The organism is Paenibacillus sp. 2TAB19 (assembly GCF_052115185.1).
Classification (GTDB): Bacteria; Bacillota; Bacilli; order Paenibacillales; family Paenibacillaceae; genus Pristimantibacillus.
This window is the reverse complement of the sequence record NZ_JBFRGE010000021.1, coordinates 1-14,101: the sequence shown is the minus strand read 5'-3', so window position 1 is coordinate 14,101 and position 14,101 is coordinate 1. Positions and strand designations below refer to the sequence as shown.

At 52.1% G+C, this 14,101-nt stretch carries 13 protein-coding genes; 8 read left to right on the top strand and 5 right to left on the bottom strand.

The genetic code is table 11. The annotated features are described in order from the left end of the window. Positions 1 to 160 precede the first annotated feature (160 nt). From AB4Z33_RS11665 to AB4Z33_RS11655, 3 genes are all read left to right on the top strand, one after another. Positions 161 to 637, top strand: coding sequence for a CcdC family protein (locus AB4Z33_RS11665; protein WP_442050098.1), 477 nt, complete (start codon positions 161 to 163; stop codon positions 635 to 637). Between the two features lie 122 nt (positions 638 to 759). Next, entirely contained in the window at positions 760 to 2,091 is a 1,332-nt protein-coding gene (locus AB4Z33_RS11660; RefSeq protein ID WP_442050097.1) for a DUF2252 domain-containing protein, read from the top strand. A gap of 353 nt (positions 2,092 to 2,444) precedes the next feature. After that, positions 2,445 to 2,990, top strand: coding sequence for a glutathione peroxidase (locus AB4Z33_RS11655; RefSeq protein ID WP_442050096.1), 546 nt, complete (start codon positions 2,445 to 2,447; stop codon positions 2,988 to 2,990). A 337-nt stretch (positions 2,991 to 3,327) separates the two neighbouring features. On the opposite strand, the gene AB4Z33_RS11650 is transcribed toward AB4Z33_RS11655, so the two are convergent. Both AB4Z33_RS11650 and AB4Z33_RS11645 read right to left on the bottom strand, forming a co-directional pair. Continuing rightward, positions 3,328 to 3,909, bottom strand: a complete 582-nt coding sequence (locus AB4Z33_RS11650) for a hypothetical protein (protein ID WP_442050095.1) — start codon at positions 3,907 to 3,909, stop codon at positions 3,328 to 3,330. Then, on the bottom strand, positions 3,910 to 4,443 hold the full coding sequence (locus tag AB4Z33_RS11645; RefSeq protein ID WP_442050094.1) for a hypothetical protein: 534 nt from the start codon (positions 4,441 to 4,443) through the stop codon (positions 3,910 to 3,912). 285 nt (positions 4,444 to 4,728) lie between these two features. Here AB4Z33_RS11645 and AB4Z33_RS11640 point away from each other — a divergent pair, with 285 nt between their 5' ends. The 5 genes from AB4Z33_RS11640 to AB4Z33_RS11620 all read left to right on the top strand — a co-directional run bounded on the left by AB4Z33_RS11640 (position 4,729) and on the right by AB4Z33_RS11620 (position 10,347). Continuing rightward, positions 4,729 to 5,088, top strand: a complete 360-nt coding sequence (locus tag AB4Z33_RS11640; RefSeq protein WP_442050093.1) for a DUF6385 domain-containing protein — start codon at positions 4,729 to 4,731, stop codon at positions 5,086 to 5,088. A 69-nt stretch (positions 5,089 to 5,157) separates the two neighbouring features. Continuing rightward, the gene (locus AB4Z33_RS11635; RefSeq protein WP_442050092.1) at positions 5,158 to 6,042 is read left to right on the top strand and encodes a DUF6385 domain-containing protein; all 885 of its coding nucleotides are present in this window, start codon (positions 5,158 to 5,160) and stop codon (positions 6,040 to 6,042) included. Positions 6,043 to 6,075: 33 nt separating this feature from the next. Further along, on the top strand, positions 6,076 to 8,262 hold the full coding sequence (locus tag AB4Z33_RS11630; RefSeq protein ID WP_442050091.1) for a tetratricopeptide repeat-containing glycosyltransferase family 2 protein: 2,187 nt from the start codon (positions 6,076 to 6,078) through the stop codon (positions 8,260 to 8,262). Next, positions 8,219 to 9,829 carry a glycosyltransferase gene (locus AB4Z33_RS11625; protein ID WP_442050090.1) on the top strand — a complete coding sequence of 537 codons (1,611 nt, stop codon included), beginning with the start codon at positions 8,219 to 8,221 and terminating at the stop codon, positions 9,827 to 9,829. Before AB4Z33_RS11630 ends, AB4Z33_RS11625 begins: the two co-directional genes overlap by 44 nt. A gap of 107 nt (positions 9,830 to 9,936) precedes the next feature. Beyond that, positions 9,937 to 10,347 carry a hypothetical protein gene (locus tag AB4Z33_RS11620; protein WP_442050089.1) on the top strand — a complete coding sequence of 137 codons (411 nt, stop codon included), beginning with the start codon at positions 9,937 to 9,939 and terminating at the stop codon, positions 10,345 to 10,347. Here AB4Z33_RS11620 and AB4Z33_RS11615 read toward each other — a convergent pair. The 3 genes from AB4Z33_RS11615 to AB4Z33_RS11605 are packed head-to-tail and all read right to left on the bottom strand — an operon-like array spanning position 10,319 to position 13,435. After that, positions 10,319 to 11,446: a glycosyltransferase family 4 protein gene (locus AB4Z33_RS11615; protein ID WP_442050088.1), complete on the bottom strand. Its 1,128-nt coding sequence runs from the start codon at positions 11,444 to 11,446 to the stop codon at positions 10,319 to 10,321. The genes AB4Z33_RS11620 and AB4Z33_RS11615 overlap by 29 nt on opposite strands. Beyond that, a complete protein-coding gene (locus tag AB4Z33_RS11610; protein ID WP_442050087.1) occupies positions 11,443 to 12,189 on the bottom strand; it encodes a glycosyltransferase family 2 protein in 747 nt (248 codons plus the stop codon). The genes AB4Z33_RS11615 and AB4Z33_RS11610 overlap by 4 nt, the downstream gene beginning before the upstream one ends. A gap of 7 nt (positions 12,190 to 12,196) precedes the next feature. After that, complete coding sequence (locus AB4Z33_RS11605) at positions 12,197 to 13,435, bottom strand: hypothetical protein (RefSeq protein WP_442050086.1); 1,239 nt, start codon at positions 13,433 to 13,435, stop codon at positions 12,197 to 12,199. Between the last annotated feature and the right edge of the window lie 666 nt (positions 13,436 to 14,101).

Below are 14,101 nucleotides of genomic sequence, written 5' to 3'. Positions count from 1 at the left end.
TCGCTTCGGAAGCAAAGAAGTTTTTATCGCCAATCTGAATGATCTACTTTACGCTTTATCGCTGTAAAGTACTTAAACATTCTGATGTGGTAAAATACAATTACTAAATCTATTATTTACCCGCCTCTTGATAGGGCGGCGGAATCGGAGGTTAAGCAAGTTGTTTTGGTCTACTCCTATCGTTCAGCTCTTATCTGTATGCGTATCCGTTATTGCCGGTGTAACGCTTATTATATTGCGCATGAGGGCTGGCAAGAAACCTACTACGCTGAAGAAGATTATCATACCGCCGCTAGGCATGGCGACAGGCTTCATTATGTTCGTTGCCCCGATCACCCACATCCCGTGGTTGTGGGGAGTGTCCGCCTTCGGCACGGGACTGCTGCTGTTCGCTTTCCCGCTTATCGTAACGACGAGGCTTGAGCGCGTGCAATCGGACATTTACGTAAGGCGCTCCAAGGCGTTTATCGTCATTATTATTGTATTGTTCGCCATCCGTTTAGTTATGCATCAGGCTGTAGAGGAATTTATGTCGATTCCGCAGACCGGCGCTATTTTTTATTTATTGGCGTTCGGTATGATCGTGCCTTGGCGGCTCGCTATGGTGAGCGAATATTTGCGTCTGCAGCGGGCGTGAAGCAGTCATCTTCCATATTCAAACAGGAAATTCATTCCTCCGTGTAGAATGTTAGCATGCAACCGACTAGATTTATTGACGTATTGGTAACTTAAGATTCGCAAGGAGGAAGGAAGAGAGCTATGGATGCAAAATGGACCGAGCGGGTTAAACAGACTCACAACAAATTAAGAAAGCGGACACTGTCCGCAATCTTCCAAGAATTTGATAGCAAGATCATGATGCTGGAGAGTGACAAACGAGCTGAGAAATACCGCAAAATGTCGGCGACGCCATTCTCTTTTTTTCGCGGGAGCGCGTACTTATTTTATTTTGACATAAGCCGTGAATGGTTTTCCTATCATACTTCGCCTGCGCGTCCGACGTGGATTCAAGGCGATCTGCATTTCGAGAACTTCGGTGCGTTCCGCAATGAGAAGGGCGCGCTTGTGTACGATGTGAACGACTTCGACGAAGGTTATCTCGGCTCGTATCTTTACGATCTGCTGCGGATGTCGGTAAGCATCGCGCTTGTAGGCCGGCTTAAGGGACAGCCGATCGACAGCCAGTTGACGGCGATTGAGACGTATTTGCAAGGGTATTCCAAGCAGATGCGCAGGTTCGCGAAAGGCAAGGACGATCCGGGCTCGTACCAGATCGATCTAGAGCATGCTGAAGGGCCGGTGAAGAAGCTGCTCAAAAAGCTGCAGAAACGCCAAGACCAGCATTTCTTGGAAAAAGTAACGGCGCTTGTGCAAGAGCATCGGCAATTCGCGTACAACGAGGTAATATTGCCGCCTACGGACGAGGAGAAGGAAGCGCTGCTGGCGGCATGGCCGGAATATCTCGCTACAGTAGCGGCTGATGACGCGGAGGAGCTGCGGCATTTTCACATTAAGGATATTGCAGTGAAGCATGGCTCGGGTACGGCATCGATCGGACTCGACCGTTATTATGTGCTAATCGAGGCAGGCAATGAGGAGCTTGGCAATGACGACATCGTGCTTGAGGTGAAGGAGGTGCGCGTGCCCGTGCCGGCGTACTTCATGCCTTATGACGAGACGTTCTGGTCGGAGTTCGAGCACCAAGGCAAACGCGTGACGATGACGCAGAAGGCGATGCATCATGCGGCAGATCCATATCTCGGTTACTTGACGATCGGTGAGCGGAACTTCTATGTTCGAGAGCGCTCGCCTTATAAGAAACGGTTGAAGCTCGAGTCGTTGGAGACGTCAGGAGATATGCTGTCGGTTACGGAAACGATGGGCCGCTTAACGGCGAAAATGCACGCGCGCGCGGATGCAGATGTGGAAGGCGGCGTTCTCTCTTATCATAGCGAGCAGGAAATTGTAAAAGCGATGGGGCCGGACGAGGATACGTTCTGTCTGTCGATCGCGCAGTGGGCAATTTCTTATGCGAATCAAGTGGAGCAGGACTATTCGTTGTTCGTCGAGTGGGCGGACGGCCGCAAATAGGCAAGTAATCGAAAGGGGCTGTCCTAAAAAGCTTAGATGCTTTTTTGGGGACAGCCCCTTATTGCACGCTTGATCGGCCGAGTTTCCTCTGTAAGAGCGTATTTGCTCTTACACGAAGCGGACCATGGTTACTCTGTCGCTGTAAGGTCATATACGCGCTTACAGCCGCCCCCGAGCCGAACACTCCAGTTGTGTTTCCTCTGTAAGGCGAGCGCGCTGACTGTAAAGGTTTTTGGGACTAATAGAGGTTCGGTTTGACATGGATCATTCGGAGTGTTATGCTAAACAAGTCAAATAAATTGCATACAATTAAATTGCTATCTATCAAATTAACTTTGCGGGAGGACTTCACAATGAGCGTATATTCCTATGAGCTGGAAACAATTAAAGGTGAACAAGTAACGATGGACAACTATAAAGGCAAGGTGTTGATCGTTGTCAACACGGCGAGCAAATGTGGATTTACGCCGCAATATACCGATCTTCAGAAGCTGTACGAACAATATAAGGATCAAGGACTTGAGATTCTAGGCTTCCCAAGCAATCAGTTCGGGGAGCAAGAGCCGGGCGCTAATTCCGATGTACAAAGCTTCTGCCAAATCAATTACGGCGTAACGTTCCCGTTGTTCGCGAAGACGGATGTGCGTGACGAGACGGCGCATCCGCTCTTTGCCCATCTGACCGAGCAAGCGCCTTTTGCAGGCTTCAATACGGACGAGCCGAGCGGCAAAATGCTGAACGCGTTCTTGTCGGAGAAGCTGCCGCATTACCTTGAAGGCAACTCGATAAAATGGAACTTTACGAAGTTTCTCATCGACCGCGAGGGTAATGTCGTGAAGCGCTTCGAATCGACGGACGAGCCATTGGACATGAAGTCCGACATTGAGAAGCTACTGTAAAAAGAATTGAAAAAGCCCGTAAGCGCAGAGCTTGCGGCATACCTAGAAACCGTGCAAGGGTCGTTGTTGACCTAGGCACGGTTTTTTGTCGTTCTGTTTTTTTTGAAAAAATAGGCCTTGCTAGTTACGGACTATGGAGACTCTAATTGTGAGGTATCGGTCGTTTTTCGAATATTGAGGACTCTAGCGACTCTATCTGCACCAAACGGCGCTAATTAGCCAGTAAAATGATCAATTAGCGTCTCCTCAGTCCGTAATGATCACAGAAGCGGGGATATTGGGGGCTAAGTGTCGCTCGTGTCCGTTACGGCCAGCAGGCTCTGACGTAGTTACCATATTACGTTTCGATCCAGCTAACGGAGACGCCTGTGCCGATGATGCCGAGCAAGCTAAGGCTGCCTTTTACGTTAACGGTAAGGGATGTACCGGAAGGCAGGTTGAAGCGGTTCGGCAGGGCAAATCGGAATGGCCCCGGATATATGGGATAGGATAGCAGCAAAGTGCCGCCTGTTATGCCGCTCGTTGAGGTGGTGGCTGTTGCAACGCTTGTCGTCGCGCTTGTCAAAAACAGATTGGCAGGAGTTGCTGCGGATGGAGACGTTAGCGTGCCGCCGCTGTAAGCAGTCATTTGACCGTTAAAGCTGGAGAGTAGGCTCAGCGACACGTCGATGTATCCTCCGATGCTCTCTATAATGACTGTTCTGCCGCTGGCAGACGGATTATTGATCCGAAGCGACACATCTACTGTTCCGCCTAATATGCCAAGCGACCCGCTGTTCGATCCTTGTACGTTAAAATGTTTAGCAGCTGCCGTGGCGCCAGTCCGAGGGGGCGCGGTTGTGCCCGGCTGTCCATAGGAATCGACTAATTGGCCATGGAGTTCGTCGTCAGAGCGATTAAGAGGATTGTTGTTAGGCATCTAATGTTCCCACCATGAAATATTCGAGCCTGCGCTAATCGCACCTGGTCCAACGGACAATGTGATGGAGCGATTGGGCGGAACGATGATGCCGCCCGTGAATTCAATCGTGAACATTCCCGCTGCAAGCGGCGATGACATGAACAGCGTGGGCGTGCTTGTTACGCTGCCGGCTGTCGTTCTTGCCGATGCAATGCTCGTCAAGGCGCTGCCGAAGTAGCAATTGAACGGTGTTGGCGTCGTCCCGCCGCTTACTGTTCCCCCGGAGTACAGATTAAGCGTGGCAGCGGCGCTTACGCCTCCCGATATACGGGAGATGTACAGATTTCTGTCGCTTAGGTTCGGATTCGTAATCTGAATGAGCTGATTCTGACCGGATGAGACGGCCAGCGTTGAGGTCGTAACCATATACAATCTTCCGCTGGTAGAGGCATCTCCTTCCGGCGGTGAGACGGAGGCAGGATCAACATAGGTATTGTTAATCATCATGTACAGCGGATGGTTTTCGTTATTAAAGACGGCATTATTGGTCACGCGCGCACCTCCGTTTCTTTATTTGTAATAGAGAAGATTTGAGATCTTATCTATTAATATATGGCTTGTTCGCTAGAATCGATTGGGGAAATAACGAGAGAGACAAATATAGGTACTTCCATCTTGTTGTAAACGCCGTTTCGGGTTAGTAGCAGGTGGCATACAGTATCGAAACATGGACAACGAGGGGGAGAGGAGGCGACGGTGGCTAAATCAAAACGGTGTGAAGGAGTGGATTCCAAAAAATCCCGCAGCACACATAACGCGACAGGAGCGTGCGGAAGAATGCAGAAGCGAGCAGGCCGCAAGAGGCGTTGTCCAGCGCCTGCTGGCGGAAAGTTCTGTCAGGTCGTATATCGCAATGTCGAGACGACGAATGAGTTCACGGCGCTTCCTAGTCAGGAGATGAGCAACAGAAGCCTGTTTTCATATGCGATCGTCAACCGAGGCAGCAAGGGGGCGGTCGTACAGCTGGAGATTGGGCCGAATGACAGTGATTATCTCGTCGATATGGAAAGTGAAATTAACGGAGGTTCGATGGATATTATCGTCCCGTCTAAATTCATGCGTTTCGTAAGAGTATCGGTGAGATCGCTCGATCCGGGATTGCCTACGAAGCTGACAGTCTATTATCAAGCGCAATAGCATGGGGCCGTCATCTCCCTCGTTGTCGGTCAAACTATAAGTCTCATGGTGTGGAAAGGGTGATAGTTAATGCCAAACTTCTCGTCGTTTAACCCGAATCCGGACAATTTACGGACGCTCATATTCGGGAAGGACAATGCATCAACTGCAAGAGCGCTGTCCACGGATACAGATGGACATATCCTCAACATCATGCTGGACGGAACAATCAGCAACTTGATGGGGGTAACGATTACAGCCGGTACGATCAACTCCGTAATGGGCGCGACGATCACGGCGGGAACGTTGGACGCGGTGCTCGGCGCAACGATCACGGCGGGAACGTTGGACGCGGTGCTCGGCGCAACGATCACGGCGGGAACGTTGGACGCGGTGCTCGGCGCAACGATCACGGCGGGAACGCTGGACGTGGTGCTTGGCACAACAATTACAGCGGGAACGCTGGATGCTGTGCTTGGCACAACAATTACAGCGGGAACGCTGGATGCTGTGCTTGGGACAACAATTACAGCGGGAACGCTGAACGCGGTGCTTGGCACGACAATTACAGCGGGTACATTGGGTGCAGTGATGGGTACGACGATCACGACGGGATCGCTTAGCAGCGTCACTTCGATCTCACAGAAGAGCTTCCAAGAGACAGCCTACCTCGATCAGGTGACAGGCGATGCCTACACGGCTCTGCCAGCGGTTACGACGAGCGTATTCGGCAACTATTCTTTCTTCGTCTACAACAAAGGTCCGGGTACGAACAAAGTGGATGCGCGCGTTGAGATTAGCGCCAACGGTACGAACTGGTATGTGGATGTCGATACGGTTACGGGAATTGCGGTTGGATCGGTCGATGTATTGGTGCCGCAACGGTTTCTTAAATTTACGAGGCTTGCGCTTCGTTCCAGCACAGCGGCGAGTCCGACGACGGTGGATTCTTATTTTAACGGACAAGGCACTTAACTAGAATACAAAAAAGAAACAGGAGGGTGGCTCATGCTGCTCGGAGTACACATGATTGCCCGGAACGAGGCGGATGTGTTGAGGCGCTGCCTGCTTAGCGTGAAGAGCTTCGCGGACGAGATCGTTGTGGCCGATACGGGTTCGACAGACGATACGGCCGAGATTGCGAAGCAATGTGGGGCAAGGGTGCTGAGTGTCGAATGGCAGGATGATTTTGCAAAGGCGCGGAATGAGCTGCTGAAGCATGCAAGAACGGTATGGGTTCTTGTGCTGGATGCCGATGAATGGGCGATAGCAAATGAGAAGTCCGGCAAGATGCTCCGCGAAGAGCTGAAGCGGACGACGGAAGCTGCCCTTCGGCTGCCGATGCAGCATGAGTTGACCGCAGGCGATGCTGTTGTTCCGAAGCTGACGAGCGATGCGGTCAGATTGTTCCGCGCGGATTACGGCTTCGTCTATTACRGCGAAATCCATGAACAGCTCGTCCGGATTGGCACAGGCGCGAGTGAAGGCCGCATGTACGATGTAGACGGGCCGCTAAGCACTAGCGGTATCGTCATCGGCCATGACGGTTACGTGCCGGACACCATGACGCGCAAGTCGAAGGCAAAACGTAATTTACGGATCATTAAGGGTCAGCTGGCTAGGCGCCCGAATGATCCTTTTTGTCTATATAACCTTGGCGTGACACAGTGTCAATTGGGCCAGGCAGAGGCGGCCAGTCGAACGTTCCTTCAGTCGCTTGATGCGGTGGAGCATGATGCGCCCTATCGGCCGACTCTTGTACGCGATTACGCGAAGACGCTTATAACATTGAACCGCATGGAAGCGGCGGAGGAGCTTTTGCAAAAGGAAACGGGGATATATAGCGATTATACCGATCTTTATTGGCTGCATGGAGTGGCGCTGCAAGCTCTCCAGCTGTTGCCCGAAGCGAAGGCAGCCTACGAAACAGCTATCGAGCTCGAGAAGGGCATACACAAAAGCGGCGCTGTGCCTGTCAGCTATATATCCGAGGCTGGAGCAAGCAGCTATCGCGCAAAGTGCGGTCTTGGCGATGTACTCGTTAAGCTTGGCCAATCGGAAAAAGCGCTGCATATGTATGAGGAAGCCTTGGACGATCGGCCGGACTGGCAGCCAGCGCTTAACGGTCTTGCTTATGCGATGCTTCTGCGCGGAGCGGGAGATACCCATATTCGCGACCAACTAGCGGTGTATACAGGGGAAGAGAGCGATAACGGCTTGAGGCAGCTTGCAAGAGCCATGTGCGAGATCGGCGCTTATCGGATCGCGATGCCCATCTGGAGAGAGCAATCGATTCAAGGGCGCAAAGGAAAAGGGCTATCGACTGATACACGCCTAATAGCCGATGCACTGATCGGGACAGGGCAATATGCGGAAGCAGCCAAGCTGCTTATGATGCACGTACAGCTTCTGGGCGGCGACGAGGCAGCGGCGCTGGATGCGGCTTTGTGCTGGTGGAACGAGGGGTTGCCGTTGCCTCCTATTACTTTGGCGCGTATTGTTCAAGCTGCGGGAACGCAATGTACGCTCGCGCGTTTCAAGCAGATCGAGGTTGTAATGCTTGGCGCTCCTATTCGCGATGAATTTTGGCAAAGCTGGCTGAGCGGATCAAAGGATAGCGTCTGCGAGGCGCAATTGGTAAGACGGGCGGTAACACATGGCATGCTGCGGCTGGCAGCCCGTTTGACGGCTGCGATGGAGAAGCTGGACATCATGTTCGAACAGGCGCTTTATGACGAGGGATATAACGAGGCGGCGGCCGAGCTGATGCTGAGACGTTTTGCAGTCAAGGGGGAGCTTGCCCGCGGCCATTGGCTCAGATTAGGCGAGCTGCTGTACAACAACTATTTGTTTAGCGAGGCGCTCGCCATGTTCGAGGGAGGCATTGCCGCCAAAGAGGAGCAAACGCCGGCTGTGACTGCTCATGCTGCAGGTTCTAAGGTGGAAACGAAGCTGCGTATGGGTGCGGCGTCTTCGAGCTTGCAACTGGCGCTTGCGGCTGTGCGGTTGTCGGGTGATCCACTAGTAAGCAGCCGGGGCTGGGACGGAAGCAGGTATGAGGATGACGGGGCGCGGCTGACAGATGCGATCGCCAGATTGGAAGCGCTCGGTTGGCGGACGACTTGGAATGGAAGGCAAAGGAGGCGCGCGAATGGCGAAGCACCGGAAGCACATTTCCTTATGTATGATCGTTAGAAACGAAGAGCGTATGCTTCCATCATGCTTGCAGAGCGTATGGGGAATTGTGAACGAGATCATTGTGGTGGACACGGGTTCGACGGACCGAACGGTAGAGATAGCGGAATCGTTCGGCGCGATCGTCATACATGAGCAATGGGACAATGACTTCGCGAAAGCGCGCAATGCAGGCTTGGAGATCGCAACAGGCGAGTGGATCTTGTTCTTGGACGCAGATGAGCGCCTTGGAACGGGAGCGGGCGAGGAGCTGCTGAAGTATATGGATGAGTCTCGTGCCTGCGGTCTCTTTTTGCAAATATGGAATAAGGCTGATCGAAACGGGAATGAAAACGAGGACGAGATGGAGGGATCTGCCGGGGGGAGCGTACATCCTGTCCTTCGCATGTTCAAGAGTGATCCCGATATCCGGTTCGAGGGGCGGATTCATGAGCAGATAGCAGCTTCGATTCTGCGCCGCTGGCCGGATTCGGCTTTCTATATGACCGAAGTCAAAGTGTATCATTATGGATACCGGCAAGAGGTGATCGCCGAGAAGAACAAACAGCATCGCAATATGCGGCTGCTGGAGCTGGCCGTAGCGGAAGAGCCGGACAATTATTTTCACCGCTACAATATCGGGGTCGAGTATTTGCGTGCAGGCATGCCGGCCAAGGCTTTGGAGTCGTTTCGCGCAGCGCGGCAGCAGTCGGATTTCGAGAAGCTAAGTTATATGCATTTGGCCGTGAAATATGAGGTGCGCTCTTTGTTGGCGCTTCACCAGTATGCGGAGGCTGCGGAAGTTGCCGCCCAAGGCTCAAGGCTGGCTGAGGATTATCCGGATTTGTATCATTATAGGGCGATCGCGCTGGCAGGCTTAGGGAGATTGCGTGAAGCTGTTCAAGCGGCGGAGCAAGCGCTCCGTATCGGTGCTTCGCCAAGCCGCTACCATACGGAGGAGGGACTAGGGACGTACCGTACGGCTTATCTGCTTGGCCGGATGAAGGAGGAACAATTGGATCGGGCCGGCGTATTGGAAGCTTACGTGTCGGCTTTGCGATTCAAGCCGCAGCTGCTCTCGCCCTTGTACCGGCTGTGCAGTTATATACGGATTACGGGTGAGGAGCATCGTCTCTCCTCCTTGCTCGCTTCAAGAGTCATATGCAGCAGCGCGGCTGCCGTTATTAAACTCGCGGAAGTTATGCTGGAGAGCGGCTGCGACCAAGCGGCGCAGGAATGGGTAGGCTGGCATATCGGTCGGCTTGACGGGGCTCATCGTCAGCTGCTGGAACGCTGGCTGCGGGAGCTCGAAGACGATTGGAACAATCTTGAATCTGACGCAAATGCCGATAAGGATGGAACTGAAGCTGAGAAGCCAAACGAGTCGGTGAGCGCAAGTGCGGGATTGACGCGAGAATATATGTACGAGATGTGCGATAGAGCGGACGCGCACTTAGAGCTTCTGCAGCAGCATGGGTTGGATGGGCGTCGCGGAGGGGATAACATTGCTGAGGCTTCTTCCTATTCGTATAGCAAAGCCATTCGCTTGGCGCGATTATCGATACCGATCTATGAAGGCTGGAACTGATGCATCAGGCCGGTTCTACAAAATTTAGTACTGCCGAATCCCTCTTTCAACCGCTAGGATGGAAGTAATCCGCAGCCGCAGAGCGAGCAAAGAGGGAGTGGTTTTTAGTGAAGCCATTGTATACGTTTGTCAGCATACTCCTATCCATTTTTACGTCTTCGCTTTTAAGTGCCTTCATTATTTCTCTTATGTTTTTTGTTCTTCCAGCTATATTTATTGTCGTTATTTATTGCTTCATCGGAACGGCATTGTTAGGCGCTCCCGTATCATTTGTCATTCATATGATGGTCAAGTCGGAACGGTTGTACGCGATCTTCATTAAGTTGGTGCTGCACATTGCTGCAGCGGCGCTATTTATTATGCTCTTCTTCATAGACGAAATGAACGGACAAAATATTCTTTACAGCGGCGCAATCCTTTTTCTCATATCTGCCGTTATCAATGCCATCATCTACTTTGTCATCTATACGTGCATTAGGCGCTTCCTGTTCAATGATCGGCAAGCTGCTCCGCAATAATGGCCGTCCATGCCGCTTCCCACTTGCCGTGGTCGAACGATAAAGCAGTCTGTCTCGCCATGCGGCCCATTCGAAGCCGTTCCTCCTTATTGTCCAACAATGAACGAACCGCAGCCTCAAGCGAAGCGGAGCTTGGAGGCGTCTTGCGACCATTCAGCCCATCGATCACAATATCGTTAAGCCCGCCTACATTGCTGGCGACGACAGGAAGTCCGCAGCTCATCGCTTCTAGGCATGCGAGCGACGTTCCTTCAGAATAAATTGTCGGTATGACGGCTATATCTGCGTTGATATAGGCGCTGCGTACATCATCGAAGTCGTATACCCGTTGTTCGATTCGAGCCTGATGGAGATGAGCATCACGCCAAAGCCGGAAGGCGGCCGCGACTGGTGTATTCTCTACGAGCTCGCCTGCGAACTCGATAATCACATTCGGATAATCGCGAAGAATCGAATCGGCGAGCAGCATCATCGGGACGATACCTCTCTCAAAGCTAAGCCTCCTTGGATAGAGGATGCGGAGCATTTGTCCGCCCGCCTCATCCTTGTCGGTTGGAGGCGTGAACCAAGACGTATCCACCGAATTGGGCAATAGGGGGATGCGTCTTGAATCTATAAATTCGCATACCGACCGGCAGTAGGTTAAAAATTGCGAGTCCACAGACACGACCACATCCAATTGCGAGACGGCGTTATTAATCACAGAGGCGAGCTCAAGCTTCGCTTGATGTGGCATTGCTTGCCGATCCCAGCTAATGCCGTGGCAGATGCCGATGCTTCCGGGACGGTAACGAATGGGCTGCCATATACAGCTCGCATAAATAATAAGTCCCTCGGCCGCGGCGGCCATCGTCTCGAAGGCAGCGCCTATCCGCTCCGTGTCATAAGTCCAGCCGCGAACGGGAATGCTCTCGTATTCGGAGTCGAAGCTTCCGAAGTAGGATAGCTGATAGACGATAGGCTGAAGACCCATCGCGGCAATGACGCGGCATAGGGAGAGAATATACCGCTCCAGTCCGCCGCCGAACGGTCGGGAAATATTTTGCGTATACCCGTCAAGAAAGCTGTGTGTCAATATCGTAACCGATGTCTGCTTCAACCTATATCTACCTCCTCGCGCCAACGTATAAGATTCGGCTTCGGATCGAGTATCGATTCATAGTGCGCCAGGCTGCCCCATTTGCCATACGGGTCGTATTGCTTATAGCGCTCGTACTTCGCCTTGCGTTCCTCCTCGCTTCCCGCCCAGCCGAGATGCTTGACGCGAAGCTCGGTAGCGACACCTTGCAATGCTGCGCAGCTAAGAGGGAGGCGCGGTACGTGATGCTCCCATTGCGGATAGCTGTATGGATACCCCGGCATGTAACGGACAAGCGTCATGGAATGGCGTTTATGCAGATTCCACCATTCATCCTCGCGGTAATGCGTAAGCGAACCCCACATATCGAACATGCGAAAAGCAACCCAATCGTACCGATCCTGATCGATGAGGCTGCGAATTTGTTTTTTGGCACGCTGCTCGTAGATTTCATCGGCGTCGACGGAAAGCACCCAATCTGGCTCGGTATCGGCAGCTTCCTGCCACAGCCGCGACCGGAGTTTCCATTCCTGCTCGAAGAGAGGCTCTTCCAGCCGTACAAGCTTCTCCACCTTATCGAAGGAGCGGCAAATGTCATACGTATCGTCCGTGCTGGCATCATCTACAATAACGATCCCGTCGACGAAGCTGGATAGCTCTCCGAGCACCGCTTCCAAATAGCGGCCTTGCTCGTTGCGCACCTGCATGATTGCAGTTAATTTATTGCCGCTTGTTCGGCGCCGCCAAATTCGACCTTCTCCCATCGTAGATTCACTCCCCTCTGCTCTCGGCTTCGGTTCTTGCTTCCGCTCCTGCTCCAGCGAGCATAAGAATGGCGTTATCCAGCTCGCTTAGCTCAAGGATGCTGCCAATCGCCTCGACCCGGCTCTCCGCCGCCGCCAACCAAGCGTGAATCGCATCATGCCTGCGGCCTTGCAGCATCATTAGATAAGTCCCGTGCAGCAATTCATATTGCTGTTGCTCCTCGATTGAACGAACCGAAAGCTTCTCCATATGTTCCATCGCAGCTCCCAAACGCCCAATCTGAATATAAGCCTCAATAAGCAGATTACGGGCGACCGGTTCACTGCTTGCCTGCGGCTCCAATAGGTGCACGGCTTGCCGATAGTCATCATTGAGCCGATAGAGCAATGCTTTGGCAAGCGTCTCTTTGCCTTCCTGCAGCCAATCATCCATTAGATAAGCCTTCTGACGATCTTCGTCCGACACGGCCGAGTAGCTATAGGATTGAATAGCAGACCACGTATCTCCGTGCTTGAGCTGAATCGCAGATAGGAAACGGTAGTAGTCAGTCAGAGCATCTTTATTGCCTTCCAATATGGCCAGCTGAAACGCTTGCAGAAGCTCTTCCTCCGACTTGCTAGGATCATCAGCCAAATAACGAAATACGGCATGAAAAAAAAGCTCACTCGCCTTGACGGGGGCACTGGCACTGTTTTCGAGCTTTGATTGGATCGATTTCGCATATCTCTCTGCAATGAATCGCTGCTGCAGCCGAACGAGGGGTCTCGCCATATAATCCCCGATTGTCCAGCTGAAAGCTTGCCGCGCGAACAAATCGCTCACCTCGTCGCTTCCATCCAGCAAGAAAACATCTTCTCTTTGGAACGATTGCTCCAGGTAGTAGAGCTCGTTATTCGTGATGACCAGATGTCCTGCTGCACATAGCAGCTTGCGGCATTTCGACAGTAGTGCGCTCTCCGCTTCTAACGGGAAATGATCCAAGACGATAATCCGATGGGGGGACCATGCAAGGGCGGTGTGAAGCCAGTACGGGTTCATGACGATCGTAATCGCTGTTTTCCAGGGAATTGTATGAAGCTGATGCAGCGGGATAAGGACAGCATGAGCCGGATAATCGGCGGCTGTTCGGTCGGTAACGATATACGTTCGGTGCTGACTCGTATGGCCGAGCAGCAGTTGTTGATAGAGCGGGGAGAACTGCTGCCAATCGCCGTCCGGAAAAATAACGAGAACAGAAGCCGTCAAGGTCGATTCACCATCCGATCTTAAGAGAGATGGGGCATTCGAATTCCACTTCCGTACATAGGCTTGATGTGCGCTTTATGAAAGGTATGCRCGAGTCGGGGAGGGAATGCAAATAGATTTATGTCAGCTTGGTCATCTCAGCCCCCTATTTAGTCTGTCATTAGCGTCATTATAGGAAGCTAAATCGAGTGCTGCTTCCGTATGTGCATCAATAGTGGCGTTTCGGGCTCTTAAACTCACCTATTGCTCGGATTTCCTCAAAAACGTCTCAATAGCGTCCCGAAATCAAACTAATCAGGGTTTGGATAGTAAGATAGCCTATTTAGTTTCCCAAAAGGCAATTATCGCTGAAGCGCGGTCGCTCGTCTACTTATTGACTTCGATAGAGAGATTGGATTACCACATTGGCCAAGTGCGGTTTGATTTGCGTTAGCAATTCAAGGCTTGGTCAATTGGCAAGGCACACTACATTTGAAACGCGGTCGCAAGACCTTTCCACATTGGAATAGTGAGGGTTCATCTGATGGAACGATGAAGCGGTACGTGATTCCATTTGGCAATCCCATCTACCTCTGAAGCGCGGTCGCACCTCTTCGAATTGCTGCGTTAATAGATGGGATTATAATTTCTCTGAAATTTGTGTATTATAGTAGGATATATATTCTC

Bases quoted from the DNA above. Each gene is read 5' to 3' on its own strand.
- AB4Z33_RS11650 (WP_442050095.1), bottom strand. From the start codon at position 3,909: ATGCCTAACAACAATCCTCTTAATCGCTCTGACGACGAACTCCATGGC.
- AB4Z33_RS11625 (WP_442050090.1), top strand. From the start codon at position 8,219: ATGGCGAAGCACCGGAAGCACATTTCCTTATGTATGATCGTTAGAAAC.
- AB4Z33_RS11655 (WP_442050096.1), top strand. From the start codon at position 2,445: ATGAGCGTATATTCCTATGAGCTGGAAACAATTAAAGGTGAACAAGTA.
- AB4Z33_RS11640 (WP_442050093.1), top strand. From the start codon at position 4,729: ATGCAGAAGCGAGCAGGCCGCAAGAGGCGTTGTCCAGCGCCTGCTGGC.
- AB4Z33_RS11635 (WP_442050092.1), top strand. From the start codon at position 5,158: ATGCCAAACTTCTCGTCGTTTAACCCGAATCCGGACAATTTACGGACG.
- AB4Z33_RS11610 (WP_442050087.1), bottom strand. From the start codon at position 12,189: ATGGGAGAAGGTCGAATTTGGCGGCGCCGAACAAGCGGCAATAAATTA.
- AB4Z33_RS11660 (WP_442050097.1), top strand. From the start codon at position 760: ATGGATGCAAAATGGACCGAGCGGGTTAAACAGACTCACAACAAATTA.